The organism is Sutterella wadsworthensis (genome assembly GCF_003315195.1).
In the GTDB taxonomy this organism is placed as follows: domain Bacteria; phylum Pseudomonadota; class Gammaproteobacteria; order Burkholderiales; family Burkholderiaceae_F; genus Sutterella; species Sutterella wadsworthensis.
In genome coordinates this window covers 26942-40885 of sequence record NZ_QNRV01000012.1, presented here as the reverse complement: position 1 = coordinate 40885, position 13944 = coordinate 26942, and the positions used below count along the sequence as shown (strand labels likewise).

At 57.1% G+C, this 13944-nt stretch carries 11 protein-coding genes; 7 read left to right on the top strand and 4 right to left on the bottom strand.

Translation table 11 applies throughout. The features are described 5' to 3' along the window. Positions 1-188 precede the first annotated feature (188 nt). The gene (locus DES29_RS06490; protein ID WP_021994946.1) at positions 189-1421 is read right to left on the bottom strand and encodes a dicarboxylate/amino acid:cation symporter; all 1233 of its coding nucleotides are present in this window, start codon (positions 1419-1421) and stop codon (positions 189-191) included. Positions 1422-2384: 963 nt separating this feature from the next. Here DES29_RS06490 and DES29_RS06485 point away from each other — a divergent pair. From DES29_RS06485 to trhA, 5 genes are all read left to right on the top strand, one after another. After that, positions 2385-2690, top strand: coding sequence for an exodeoxyribonuclease VII small subunit (locus DES29_RS06485; protein WP_016473943.1), 306 nt, complete (start codon positions 2385-2387; stop codon positions 2688-2690). A 53-nt stretch (positions 2691-2743) separates the two neighbouring features. Further along, positions 2744-3685: a polyprenyl synthetase family protein gene (locus DES29_RS06480; RefSeq protein WP_021994947.1), complete on the top strand. Its 942-nt coding sequence runs from the start codon at positions 2744-2746 to the stop codon at positions 3683-3685. 107 nt (positions 3686-3792) lie between these two features. After that, the gene (gene dxs / locus DES29_RS06475; RefSeq protein WP_046446341.1) at positions 3793-5661 is read left to right on the top strand and encodes a 1-deoxy-D-xylulose-5-phosphate synthase; all 1869 of its coding nucleotides are present in this window, start codon (positions 3793-3795) and stop codon (positions 5659-5661) included. Positions 5662-5814: 153 nt separating this feature from the next. Beyond that, a complete protein-coding gene (murB, locus tag DES29_RS06470; protein ID WP_236578835.1) occupies positions 5815-6915 on the top strand; it encodes a UDP-N-acetylmuramate dehydrogenase in 1101 nt (366 codons plus the stop codon). Between the two features lie 171 nt (positions 6916-7086). After that, entirely contained in the window at positions 7087-7782 is a 696-nt protein-coding gene (trhA, locus tag DES29_RS06465) for a PAQR family membrane homeostasis protein TrhA (protein WP_021994950.1), read from the top strand. A 148-nt stretch (positions 7783-7930) separates the two neighbouring features. Here trhA and DES29_RS06460 read toward each other — a convergent pair whose 3' ends face one another. Continuing rightward, a complete protein-coding gene (locus tag DES29_RS06460) occupies positions 7931-9439 on the bottom strand; it encodes an FAD-dependent oxidoreductase (RefSeq protein ID WP_021994863.1) in 1509 nt (502 codons plus the stop codon). Between the two features lie 443 nt (positions 9440-9882). Continuing rightward, positions 9883-10146, bottom strand: a complete 264-nt coding sequence (gene rpsT / locus DES29_RS06455) for a 30S ribosomal protein S20 (protein WP_005430682.1) — start codon at positions 10144-10146, stop codon at positions 9883-9885. Between the two features lie 263 nt (positions 10147-10409). Between rpsT and murJ the strand changes: the two genes are divergently transcribed. Further along, positions 10410-11951 (top strand): murein biosynthesis integral membrane protein MurJ, encoded by a 1542-nt coding sequence (gene murJ, locus DES29_RS06450; RefSeq protein ID WP_046446333.1) that lies wholly within the window; start codon positions 10410-10412, stop codon positions 11949-11951. A gap of 111 nt (positions 11952-12062) precedes the next feature. On the opposite strand, the gene DES29_RS06445 is transcribed toward murJ, so the two are convergent. After that, complete coding sequence (locus DES29_RS06445; protein ID WP_021994668.1) at positions 12063-12377, bottom strand: hypothetical protein; 315 nt, start codon at positions 12375-12377, stop codon at positions 12063-12065. Positions 12378-12706: 329 nt separating this feature from the next. Here DES29_RS06445 and DES29_RS06440 point away from each other — a divergent pair, with 329 nt between their 5' ends. After that, the gene (locus DES29_RS06440; RefSeq protein ID WP_113854631.1) at positions 12707-13927 is read left to right on the top strand and encodes a hypothetical protein; all 1221 of its coding nucleotides are present in this window, start codon (positions 12707-12709) and stop codon (positions 13925-13927) included. The last annotated feature ends 17 nt before the right edge of the window (positions 13928-13944 follow it).

Sequence of the window (13944 nt, the reverse complement as noted above, 5' to 3'; positions counted from 1 at the left end):
TTCATTTCGCACTGCCGCATCCTATCGCATCAGAAGATCGATTGATGACTCTGCAACAGACGGCAAAGAATTTGCTCCCAGCGTCTCCTCAAAAAAGAAGATCCCGGGCTCCAAAGTGAAGACCGGGACCGTTTCGTCATTGAGCAGTGCGGCCGCATAAAGCTTCCGCACTGGCGCAGACGGCAGGATTAGGCTTCGCCTTCCTGATAGGGTTCCTTATTGAGGTCGCCTTCGAGGTTGGTGACAACCAGTGCGCTCGCCACGTCACCCACCACATTGATGGACGTACGGATCATGTCGAGAATACGGTCGATGCCGGCAATCAGTGCAACCGCTTCGAGCGGAATGCCGACCTGCGTAAAGACGATCGTCGTCATGATCAAACCCGCACCTGGGACACCAGCCGTACCGACGGCCGCAAACACGCCCATCAGAACGATGGTGGCCTGATCGGTGATCGAGAGCGGGATGCCGAAGACTTCAGCCGCAAAGACTGCGCAGACGCCCATATATACCGCAGTACCGTTCATGTTGACGGTGTTGCCGAGCGGGATCGAGAAAGAGGCGATGGACTTCGACGCACCGAGCTTGCGGGCGGCCTTTAAGTTGGCCGGCAGAGCAGCTGCGGACGAGCAAGTCGTGAAGGCAATGAGCCACGGCTCGAAGATGCCCTTGAGGAACTTCACCGGAGGCGTACGGCCTAGCAGTGCAACCATCGGCACCAGAACGATGAAGACCAGGCAGAACGTTGCGAGGAAGGAAGTGAGCACCAGCGAGAAGAGCGGCAGCAGCACGGAGAGACCGTGACGGGCAACCGTAAAGGCAATCAAGCCGAACACGCCGATCGGGGCGTAGAGCATGACCATGTTCGTCACGCGGATCATCACGTCGCCGACGAGCTCGAAGAAGGTGAGCACGGGTTTGCCGCGTTCACCCAGCGCAGAAAGGCCAAAGCCGAAGATCACCGCAAAGAAAATGATCTGCAGCATGCTGCCCTTAGACATGGCTTCCATCGGATTGATCGGAACGATCTCCAGAAGCGTCGTCGTCAGGCTGGGCGCCGTGACCGCCTTGGCCACCAGCGAGTCGGTCGAAAGATCAAGACCAATGCCCGGACGGATCCAGTTGGCAAAGAGAATGCCGAAAAGGACGGACAACGCCGTGGTGATGGCGTACACGAGCAGCACTTTGCCGGCAACGCGGCCGAGCTTAGAGGTGTCGGCAATACCGGCGCAGCCGGCAATAATCGTGGCGATGACCAGAGGCACCACCACCATGCGGATCAAGCGAATGAAAAGCTGCCCGAGGGGCTGGAGGTAGGTCTGCGCGAAGGCTGAGTCGACAAACGCGCCGACCACAACGCCCAACGCAAGGCCGATCATCATCTGCCACGCGAGCGAGAGTTTAGGTTTGGATGCCATATTTTTTCTCCTGCGCCGGATTTTTTGGAAGAAAATTAGACGCTTCGAGTTTTCTGCTCCAGTGCAGGTCCTCCCGGACAGCTTCACCGGCTTGGGCAGGGACGAGCACTCCATCCGCCTGCCTTCAATCGATTATAGGAAGTGAAATTGTTTGAAACATCGCCCTAAAACATACGTACTAATACTTAAAAAATCTTGTAAATAATGTCAATAAATCTCAACTTATTGATTTATCACACTATCTGTCCGTGTTCCTTTACAGATTTTTTGAGTTGATGTTTGCGCTGGCGCAAATACGTTTTTTGATTCCGTATTTCTTCTATTTGCGGAAAACCCGCACTGCATGGGGAAATGTCTTAGACATCTGTTTATGAGAACAGGTGCAATACGTTGTATGCGGAATCAAGATTGAAGAATTTTGGAGTTCTTCAGAGCGAAAGCCAACAACAAATGACGAGCTAAGTAAAATGCCCTACGTTTAAACCGTTGTTCTGGCAGCTTGAATGTGCATTCAGCCTGAAAATATGTTGTTTTCATTGTCAGATCCTGCAGATTCACCTGCCGTGTTTTGGGAGGGGTCTTTCGTTTCGAGGACGTTCGCTTTGTCTTTTGAATGCAGTATGAAAGACGCAATGCATGAGACTGATAGATTTGAGTCGCAAAGAAGCAAAAATCTGAGGCCAATGGGCTGAAAACGAGAGCTTGGCGGCCTTTGAAGAGGCATCCTTTGGTCGTTCATGTTTGTAAACTAAGAGCGGCTATCTGGAACAATGTTTAAACCTGGGCAGTCACATCAAATCCTTACGGAAGAAAGTAGAGCTTCGCAGGCTATGGAAGGTTTTCCAGCGGATCTCAGGCGGCTAAAATGAACCGTTTGAACCTCTGTAGATTTTCCGGGCGGCGGCCAGTCTTCTGGAATGTTCTGCGGAAGGAGTTTTTCAATACCTCAAGCGCAGGTTCGTCATGTCCAATGCAGCAGCTCCAGAAGATGTCGAGAAGCTTTCCTTTGAAGACGCACTCGACGAGCTCGAACGCATTACAGCTGAGATGGCCTCCGGCAATGCCACGCTGGATCAGAGCGTCAAGAGTTATGAGCGCGGCGCGCAGCTGCTTAAGCGCTGCCGAGCAGAGCTCAATCGCGCCCGTCAGTCGATCGAGCGCATCCGTGTGGAGGACGGTGAGGTTAAGCGTCAAACGTCTGACGCTTCCGCTTCTGAAGCCCCCATCCCTTCTGCCGATACCCTCAATGAGGATGATCTTCCCTTTTAACCAGGGAGCGCCCTCACTGCGTCCTGCACAACCTTTTATAGAAGAAAGCCCTCATGTCGACGATCCCGACGACCTCAGCCGCCGAACTCGAGTTCCAACGATGGATGAAGGAGCGTGTCAGCCACTTTGAGTGGTTTGCCGAAAAAATGCTGCCGCAGACGGGCATCGGTGCCAAACGTCTTGTGGGGGCTATGCGGTATTCGCTCCTTGGCGGCGGCAAGCGCATTCGGCCGCTGCTTTGTTATGCCGCCGGTACCGTATCAGGCGCGCCGGAGGAGGTGCTTGACCGCGCCGCGCTCGCGCTTGAAATGATTCACAGCTATAGCCTCGTGCACGACGACATGCCCTCCATGGACAACGACACGCTCCGCCGAGGCCGTGCCACGACGCATGTGCGCTACGGCGAAGCGATGGCGATGCTTGCGGGCGATGCGCTGCAGACTGAGGCCTTTACTGTGCTGTCGTCGCCCTCGGTGCCGCCCGAAGCCGCGCAGCGTCTCGTGCAGACCTTGGCCCGTGCCGCCGGCGTCTGGGGCATGTGCGGCGGCCAGGCGCTTGATTTGGAAATGGTGGGGCAAAAACCCGGAGCGGCTGAACTCTCTCGAATGCAGGCGATGAAGACGGGCGCCATGATCATGGCCGCCGTCCTCATGGGCGCTCAGTCGGGCATTTGGACCGCGCTTGGAGATCAGGCGAAGGCGGGGCTTGCCGCTTATGCGGACGCCCTCGGCGTGGCCTTCCAAGTCGTGGACGATATTCTCGACTGCACGCAGGATACGATGACTTTGGGAAAAACCGCCGGCAAAGATGCCAAGGACGACAAGCCTACCTGGGTTTCACTTTTGGGACTCGACGGTGCCAAGGCACGTGCCAAAGCGCTGGAAGAGGATGCCGAAAAAGCGCTGCAGCTCCTTGCGGCTGACCCGGCAGTGCCGGCCGGCGCTGAAGCGCGTCTGCGCGAAATTGCGCTTTATGTCGTGCGCCGCACGCATTGAATCGACGTTACTTGATTAAAAAAGAAAGCAAACCCCATAACGGTGACTGCGGAGACGGGCGGATGAGTATGAGCGAAGAGAAGAACCCCATTCCTTTTGGCGAGCCAATGGACTATCCGGTACTCGACAAGATATCGGCGCCAGAGGATTTGAGGAAACTTCCGGAATCCTCGCTCCCAGAGCTTGCCAGAGAACTTCGGCACTTCATTGTGGATTCCGTCTCTAAGACGGGCGGCCATCTCTCGAGCTCTTTGGGAGCGGTAGAGCTCGCCATTGCGCTCCACTACGTCTTCAATACGCCCTACGACCGCATTGTCTGGGATGTGGGACATCAGGCCTATGCACATAAGATTCTGACCGGCCGCAGAGAAGGCATGGCCAAACTGCGCCAGCTTGGCGGTATTTCAGGGTTCCCTAAGCGCTCAGAATCCGAATACGACGCTTTCGGTACGGCGCACAGCTCAACCTCTATTTCGGCAGCGCTCGGCATGGCCGTAGCAGCCCATTTGGCGGGCGAACGTGACCGCTGGGCCATCGCGGTGATCGGTGACGGTGCGCTCACCGGGGGTATGGCGATTGAGGCGCTCAACGATGCGGGGGTTTGGAAAAAGGGGGTAAAGCTCCTGGTAATCGTCAACGACAACGACTGCTCCATTTCGCCGCCGGCGGGTGCGCTTTCCAAAAATCTAGCCAAGATCGTTTCGACGAGAGCCTTCAACTGCGCCCGCGAGATCAGCAAGCGCGTGCTCAAGCCCGTGCCGCATCTTTGGGAAGTGGCTAAGCTCATGGAACGGCAGACCATCGGGTTTTTCAGCCCTCAGGCCGCGCTTTTTTCCACGTTTGACCTCAATTACTACGGTCCTGTCGACGGACATGACATCTTTGCGCTCGTTGAAGTCTTGAAAAATCTCCGGCAGATGGACTGCCCGATGGTGCTGCATACGGCCACCATCAAGGGCAAGGGCTATGCCTTTGCCGAAGCCGATCCGACGCTTTATCACGGCGTGTCGCCTTTCAATCCGAAAGTCGGCATCATCAAGTCCGGAAAACCCTCTGCGCCAACCTATACGCAGATCTTCAGCCGCTGGGTGAACAGTATGGCAGCCCGCGACCATCGCCTTTATGCCATCACACCGGCCATGCGTGAGGGCTCTGGTCTCGTTGAATTTGAGAAAAACTTTCCGGACCGCTATCGCGATGTGGCCATTGCCGAGCAGCATGCCGTCACTTATGCTGCCGGTCTGGCATGCGGCGGTCTGAAGCCCGTTGTGGCGATCTATTCCACATTTCTGCAGCGCGCACTCGATCAGCTCATTCATGATGTGGCGCTGCAGAATCTTCCGGTGATGTTTGCCGTCGACCGCGGCGGCATCGTAGGGGCGGACGGTGCAACACATCAGGGTGTTTTCGATATCGCTGAACTCCGCAGCGTGCCGAATATGACCGTGATGACGCCCTCTAACGAACGAGAAACACGGCTTCTGCTCAACACGGCTTTTGCCATGGATACCCCGGCCGCAGTGCGCTATCCGCGCGGCAAGGGACCGGGCACGGATCCCGGAGAGGATTTTGAAACGGTGGAGATCGGCCGCGCGCTGAAGCGGCGAACCGGCACTCGCACGGCCTTTTTGGGTTTTGGTTCCATGACCAATGTACTCGAGAAGGCAGCGCAAAATTTGGACGGCACGCTTTGGGATATGCGGTTTGTGAAGCCGATTGACCGCGAGGCGGTCATTGAAGCTGCCCGGACGCATGATTTGATTGTGACCGCCGAAGAAGGCGTGCTGGCGGGCGGGGCGGGCGATGCGGTCATGGAAGTGATTGCCGAGGCCGGCCTCACCACTCCTGTGCTGTGCTTTGGCATCCCTGACGAATTTATTGAGCAGGGCACCCAGGCAGAGATTTACGAAATGCTGGGTTTGACGCCCGAAGCGGTTGAAGCCAAAGTGGTCGAGCGGCTAGCCCAGCTCTCCTGATGCCTGCAGCCGCGCGGCAGCAGACTTCATTTAGGCCGCCGGAAAGCGGTTGGGAAAGGCTCTGCGCGCTTTGGCCGCGGGAGGCATCATCAGACTGACTACCACGGGGCGGCTCTCACCGCCTCGCGCTTATGCGCCGCAGAAGCGGCGAGCTTGTCTTCCTATAATGGTCTGAATGACCGCTCGCTCCGGGCGGCTGAAGAGATGTTGGAATCCGCCATGCTCAAGATCGAATACGACAAGCCGCTTGCCGCCCTCACGACCTTTCACCTGCGTGCCAATGCCGAGGCCTGGGTCGAAGTTGCCTCCTTGGAAGATATTCGCGATGCACTCAGCGTGGCGAAGGGCCGCGGCTGGCAGACGACGATTTTAGGGGGCGGGTCGAATGTTGTCCCGATGCCGTTGGTGCCGGGCCTTGTCATACATCCGGTATTTCGCGGAATCCATGAAGCGCAAAGCGAGAGCGGCTCCCTTATTGTCGTCGCCGGGGCTGCCGAAGCGCTCGATGATCTGGTTCGCTATACCGTCGGAAAGGAATTAGGCGGACTCGAAAATCTCGCAGCCATTCCCGGCTCTGTCGGCGGCGCGGTCGTCCAGAATGCCGGTGCCTACGGCGTTGAAATGGCCGAAAGAATCGCCTGGGTGCGCGTTTATGATCCGGATATCGATGATTTCCGGACCCTGACGCCGACAGAATGCGATTTTGGTTATCGCACGAGCATCTTCAAGTCCAAGGCCGGGTCTCGCCTCATCATTACAGAGGCGGCCTTTGTGCTTCCTCAGGTTTGGCAGCCGGTGACGGCTTATAAAGGCCTCTCTTCGCTCTTTGCCGACCGAGATCCGGCGTCTGTAACGCCGGCTGAAATTGAAACTGCTGTGCGAAATCTTCGTGCCCAGAAACTGCCCGATCCTTCGCAAACGGGCAGTGCCGGATCCTTCTTTAAGAACCCGGTAGTCACGAAACTGAAGGCGCGGGAACTCATTACGCTTCACCCCAATCTGGTGTCCTATCCGCTTGCCGGCGGGCGCGCTAAGCTCGCTGCCGGGTGGCTCATTGAGGCTGCAGGACTGAAAGGCCTCTCCTCGGGCGATGCGGCCGTTTGGCCGGCACATGCGCTTATTCTGATCAACCGCGGCAGGGCGACGGGTGAGGATGTTCTCAAGCTCGGCCGTGAAATCGCCGAACGGGTGGAACGCCGATTTGGGGTTGTACTGGAACCGGAACCGATCTTTCTGGGCAAAGATTTCCGCTGAACGATGAAGCGGCAATACCGCGCAACAGCTCGTTACGCCTTTTGGGGTTTCCCCTAAGTTTTTCGTTCCTCAATATGCTCGTCTAAGGCGACAATGTCGCTTCGGGGAAGTGAGTTTCGTTTGCACCATTCGGTGCCGATGAACTTCTGAGGCCGTTCGAAAGGGGAAAGCATGCAGGTAAAGAAAAAAGTGTCGTCGTCGTCGGCTGTGAATGCCGTCGGCACTTACAGCTTAGGCGAAGAGATTGCCAATGCAGTGACGCACGGTCTGGCAGTTCTGCTTTCGATTGCCGGTCTCGTTCTGATGATTATCTTTGCTGTTCGTCAGTCGGCCGGCGCTCTGGCCATCGTCAGCACATCGATTTTCGGTGCGTCGATGATCATCCTTTATACGGTCTCGACGCTCTACCACGCGATTCCGAATCTGCGTGCCAAACGTGTGCTGCAGGTATTGGACCACAGTGCGATTTACATCCTGATTGCGGGGAGCTATACGCCCTTTTGTCTGATTACGCTCGGCGGCACCACGGGCATTGTGCTTTGCTCGGTGGTGTGGACCATTGCACTTTTTGGGGCATGCTTTCAGCCCTTGCTTTTAAGAGCGGCGGATTGGCTCAACTGCGTGCTCTACCTCGCGCTCGGCTGGTGCATTGTGTTTGTCGCCGAACCTTTGATTGAATCGCTTCCGACGGGCGGTCTTTGGCTTTTGGCGGCGGGCGGCATCACTTATTCGCTCGGCATCATCTTCTATTTGTGGGAGAAGCTCCCCTATAACCATGCCGTCTGGCATGTGTTTGTGCTGGCGGGGACCATGCTGCAGTTCTTTGCAGTGCTTTTTTATGTGATTCCGCATGGAACGGCGGCGTGAGGTCTGATGTCCGACGCTTCTCGGGCAGCACTCAGGTTTAAAGTCAAAACAAATGCGGCGCATCGCTTTTTTTGAAGAGCGGTGCGCCGCGTTTTAGAGGCTTGAAGCGCGTGAGATCAGCCGTTTGACCTCATTTTGCGCAGATGCATCAGGCCTTCTTGGCACCCTTTGCCTTGGCGCGGGCGGCCGCATCCTGAGCGGCATGGCGGCCGAAAATAACCGCGGCCGTCAGCTGAGAGCCGACGATGTAGTTCCAGTAGAACAGTCCGCCGATAGCATTGCCGGCTGCGTACAGACCCGGAACCGGCTGCTGCTCGGCGTTGAGAACCTGTCCTTTGGCGTTGATCTTCGGGCCGCCGAAGGTGGCAGTCATGCCGCCGGAGAAGGGAAGCGCGAGGAACGGAGCCTTGACAACCAGGCGCGGCTCCTTGAGCGTATTGCCCGGTGTGAGGGCTGCGGCCTTCCCGGACTTCACGGCTTCGTTGTAGCCTTCCATCGTCTTGGTAAAGACTTCGGGGTCGACCCCCATCTGCTTGGCGAGCTCAGCGTAGGTGTCAGCCTGATAGACCGGCGCTTTCTTCGCACGATAGCGGTCCAGACGCGTGGCCACCGTATCGTTTTCGAGCACCGCACTGTCGATCACGATATAGGCGAGATTGTTGCGCGTGATGACCGGAAGCTCCTTGGCCATTTCAACGTAGGTCTTGGCTTCGTTGATGATGCGGTCGCCGTTCGTGCCGACGATTACGCCGTAATTGACGAGGGTAGACGGGTTCGCCTGCGTCTGGGCGTGAATCGGACCGCCATGGAACTGGTCCATATTCATGTAGTACGGGAAGAAGGGCCGCGTGAGTTCGACGTTCTCGCCCATCAGATAGGGAGAACCGCGCAGCGGCATCCAGGCTACGCCGCCGCCCATGTACTTGCAGACCATTTCCTTGTTGGCATGGAAACCGCCCGTGGCCATCAGAACGCCGCCCTTGGCGTGGAAGACCACTTCGCCTTCGGTCTTGGAGACTGCTCGGACGCCCGTGCACTCAAGCGTCGGCGTTTTCAGAAGTTCAATGACTTTGGTGTTTGTAAAGAACTTGATCTTCGGATTCTTTTTAACTTGTTCGAGCAGCTGCGTGATGAGCTGCGCGCCGCCCAGCTTCTTCGGGCCGTCGACCACGTGTCCGCGCACGAGCCCCGGCCAAACTTCCTTCACAATCTTCTTGAAGTTGATGCCGACACGATCATGAAGCCACTGCACGGCGCCAGCGCTTTCATCGGCATATACGCGGGTGAGCTGCGGATCGCCGCGGCCCTGCGAGACCTTCATCATGTCTTCGTAGAAGGCGTCGACCGTATCGGTAAGCCCCTGTTCCTTCTGGACGTAGGTGTTCGTGGCGTTGAAGATGCCGCCCGCGTAGATCGTATTGCCAAAAGGCATGCCCATTTTTTCAAGGACGGCAACCGTGGCGCCTTGATCAGCAGCTTCGAGCGCTGCGGAAAGGCCCGCACAGCCTGCACCGACCACGACGAAATCAAATTTGTAATCCTTCGCTTGGCTGGCCGGTTTGGCCTCAGCAGCTCCGGCCCCAAGCATTGTGCCGGCGGCTGCTGCCGCACCAAAGAGTCCGCTCTTGAGAGCGTCGCGGCGATTGAGTGAATTCATGGAATTGCTCCTTTCCTTATTCGTATGCACCGAATGCGCCAGCTCAACAGTTGTCGGCGGACGACTCGTGTTCGGATGTTTGATTCTCATGCCGGAGGACCACTACGTAGCCCGGCATTAAATCAAGTTAACGGATAATAACAATTCTCATTCTCATCAATCGTCTACAAAAGTAACGGTTCGAAAAGCTTCTCTCAAGCGGCTTGAAGCTTGCTCGAGCGGATGAAAAAAAGGCGCCAGAAGAAGCGTGCCCGCCGATTGGCAGCGATCAGCAGACGGGTTACCGGCAGAAGAGAACGGCATTGAAAAAATGTCATGCCACTACAAAACTGCCAGATAAAACAAAGCCCCGAACCAGTGACTATTCGGGGCTTCGTTGATGAAGCAATCGGGAATCCCCGCGGCGCCTGAGGGAACAGCCGCAGTCGGATTCAGGGCTTCAATTAGGCGAGGGCCTTAATCTCGGCGGCGAGACGGCTCTTGTGGCGTGCAGCGGCGTTGCCGTGGAGCACACCCTTGCGGGCCATCTTGTCGATCGTGGATTCGGCAGCCTTGAAGGCTTCCTGGGCAGCAGCCTTGTCGCCGGCGGCGACGAGCTTGCGCACCTTCTTGATGGCGGTGCGGTACTGGCTGCGCTGGGCGGCGAGATGCAGGTTGCGCGCAACCGTCTGACGGGCGCGCTTGCGAGCTTGCTTGGTGTTAGCCATTTTTTTGAATTGTCCTAAAAATCAGTCGACGATCTGTTTTTGATTCCGATCGCCGCTGCAAACTTGTCGCGAGCGTGGGCTCGACCGGTAAGTAGGTTGTCTTTCCGGGCTTTTAGAGAACAATTCCCGGTCGATACTGCGCTCAAAAAGCGGCACGAGGGAAGTGCTCAGGCTCGAAAAGCCCTAGACTATACCACCTTTAAAAAACAAAAGGACAGCGACGAGATGGTTTTCTTCATTTCGTACGCTGTTGCTCGCTATCCATGTCGCTATTCAAATCTGCCGCTACGATCTCCGCACTCACTCTGGCTTCACGCATCACGGGTGTGATTCGTGACATGCTGATTGCCCGATATTTTGGCGCTACGGCTGCGACCGATGCGTTTTACGTTGCATTCCGCCTTCCCAACATGCTTCGTCGGCTTTTTGCCGAAGGCGCCTTTCAGCAGGCTTTCGTGCCGATGCTTTCTGACGTTCATGCCAACTCGTCGCCGGAGGCTGAAAAGCGATTTATCGATCATGTGTTCACAGTGCTTGCTGCAGCGGTGCTCTTCGCAAGCGTGCTGGGCGTCTTAGCCGCACCGCTTCTCGTGTGGCTCATTGCGAGCGGTCTGCGTGAGACGCCGGAAGCCTTTGATCTGGCAGCGGCGCTCACGCGCGTGATGTTTCCCTACATTGCTTTCATGAGCTTGGTGGCGCTCGCGGCGAGCATCCTCAATACGCTCAAGAAGTTTGCGATTCCTGCGGCCACGCCGATTCTGCTCAATCTCTCCTTTATTGTCTGCTCGGTGGTGCTCGCGCCGAGACTTGAAGAACCCATTTGGGCGCTTGCCGCCGCCGTTGTGCTCGGGGGCGTACTGCAGCTCGCTGCTCAGATACTTGCACTGGCGCGGCTTGGCGTATTTGTGCGTCCGCGCTCTCTTAAAGAGAGCCTCGGCGACTCAGCCGTGCGGCGCGTACTCGCTTTGATGGCCCCGGCTGTTTTCGGTGTGGGCGTGGCGCAGCTCTCCATCCTCATCAACACCAACATTGCGAGCTGGCTCGGGCATGGTGCCGTGACGTGGCTCAATTACGCCGACCGTCTGATGGAATTCCCAACGGCGCTTTTGGGTGTTGCTTTGGGCACCGTGCTGCTGCCGAGTCTTTCGTCGGCTTATGCCAAAGGCAATGAAGTCCGCTACAACGCTCTTCTGGACCACGGGCTGCGGCTCGTCGTGCTGGTTGGCGTTCCAGCGGCGGTAGGGCTTTGGCTTACGGCAGAGCTCTTGGTGAGCTTTCTATTTCAGGGCCGCAGCTTTACGCCGACAGATGTGCACCAGACAGCGATAGCTGTAGTGGGCTATGCCGTCGGTCTCATTGGACTCATCGGTCTCAAGATCATTGCGCCCGCCTTCTATGCACGTAAAGACATTCGCACCCCGGTGCGCGCAGCGATGGCTTCGCTCGTTGCTGTGCAGGCCATTAACCTCGTGGTGGTGCCGCTTTTTGCGCATGCGGGCTTGGCGCTCTCCGTCGGTCTGGGGAGCCTCGTCAACAGCGGCATTCTGCTTTGCGTGCTGCGCCGCCGCGGCATTTATTCGCCGGCGGCGGGCTGGCTCAAGATCTGGCTGCGCACCGCTGCAGCTGTTGCACTTATGGGCGCGGCGGTATGGTGGGGACAACAGGGCATTGACTGGACGACGCTCTCGTGGAAAATGCGCGGGCTTGGCGTCTGCGCAGTGGTGGCGGGTGCAGCCGTCATCTATTTCGGATCGCTTTTTGCTTTGGGGTGGCGTCCTCGAGAACTCCGCCCCGTGAAAGAGTAACCCGCGCGGTTTGAGCTCACGCCGCCGATCTCCCGCGCTCAGACGAAAAAGCCCGGAGGTTCACTCTTCAGAGCACCCATATAGGCTCGGCCGATCGCCAGTGCGTATGGCTTAATCGTCGGCGTTAAGCGCTTTTTGCTCTTCTTCTTCGGCGGCGGCGTCGAGCTCTTCGAGCGTGGCAAAGGGCATTTCTGCGGGCCATGCAACCAGCTCGTCTTCGGTGAGGACGTTGAGCGCTTCAGAGCCGAGGTAAGCGGTGTTCACCGCGTAGTTGAGTTTGGCATACACCTCGACGAGGTCGCGGCGCAGGAGCTCAGAGGCAGTCTCTTCATCGGTATGCGCTTCGAGTTTTTCGAGCGCGGCAGCCAGCGATTCGGCGGCGTCAGCAAGGGTCGCATGGAGCCAGGGAGCGGAGACTTCTGACATGGAGAGCCTCGTAAGTAAGAGAAGGGTTAAAAAGATGCTTCATTCTAAGACTTCAGAAGCCGGGATATTGGGGCGTCGTGGGGCACTAAAGCCATGGGAGTGACGCGCAAAAAGCCACTTTGGAAGCGAAAAGACGACTATTTAAGGGCGCCCCGGGCAGCGCTGCCCTCCGGCTTAAAGTGAAATGCGGCGTTAAGGTTTGCTCTCTATGCTTAGAAACACCCGCGGCATCCGCTCATGCATGAATCGAGTGCGGCGGATGACAGAACAAAATACTTCGAGCGCGCACCTTCTTCGGGCAGCGCGCCGTTCCTCAAGGATCACCCGAAATGCCCCAAAGCAAAACGCATTCAAGCCGCGCCAAAAAGCTCGCCAAGCGCCGCGCTGATCAGCAGCGCCGTGCAGTACCACAGACTTATGTGGTGATGCTCGACCAACTGCGCGCGGTGCTCAATAAACGCTTTTATGAAGAGCAGGGCTTCCCGCATCTGGAAATCCTTGCCGAACGCTATAAGGGGCCCGTGACCACGGGACATCTTTCAAATTACTTCGAACTGCAGCATTTCTTCATCGGCATGGGAGCTGCCATGGCCAATGCGCTCTCTGCCGAGCGCAAGTTCTCGATGGAGCAGCGTGAAGACCATTGCGCGGCCGTCGCTTATGCGATTGCTGCGACCATTCTTGACCTGCGCGAAGATTTCCGCGATGTATCGGGCTGGGCGGGCCCGCGGGCGCTCGAAATCCTCCGCAGCCGCTGGGGCCAGTCCAAGATGGCCTACGCCGGCATTACCGACACGGCGAAGTTTATGGACGACCGCAGCATGGCCTGCTACTTCGGCATGGACTTTGTGATGACGTTCCTCGATCTCACGGGGGAACTTGCGCAGTTCGGCAGCGAGAATGTCTTCTCCGTGACAACCTGCAAGGATGAGGTGATTTCTGCCTTTACGAGCTACCTGACGTCAGATCCTGCGCTTGGCGGTTCGCGTCTGGTCGATCTGCAGGAGATTATTGAGGACAACACGGTAACCGCAGAGTTTAAGAGCGACTATCCGAATTGGCGGCCTGAATCCGCTGATGCTTTCAATACGATGCTGGTCGGCTACAACGCGCTTTCTCCAGCCGATACGGCCTATCTCGAGGAGCTCGTAGCGGATCCGCACTTTAAGCACGATATGCGTGCGCTCTATGTGCGTGCGGAACCGAGCGATTCCGAACAGGGGATGAGAGAAGAAATCGTGATGGGCTATGCGCTGCGCTACGGCCCCCGGTCCCAAGCGGCTTTTGCGGCTGGACGCGATCCCACGGAAGAAGAAATGGATCAGGATGCTGAGGTGATCAACCTGCTGGTCATGACGACCTTGAGCTATGCCGATCCGGCCTTTGTTCCGGGGGTGGACGATGATCCAGTCGGCAGTGAAGCGCGCGGAGACGATGAAGGTGATTCGCATGTCTACCGCATGACGGCGGCGCCTCAGGTGGAAGATGTCTTTAAATCCTGGAAAGCGGGTGTTCTGACCGCAGGGAAACCGAAAGATACGGCTGAGTAAGATTGGTCGCCCCGTAA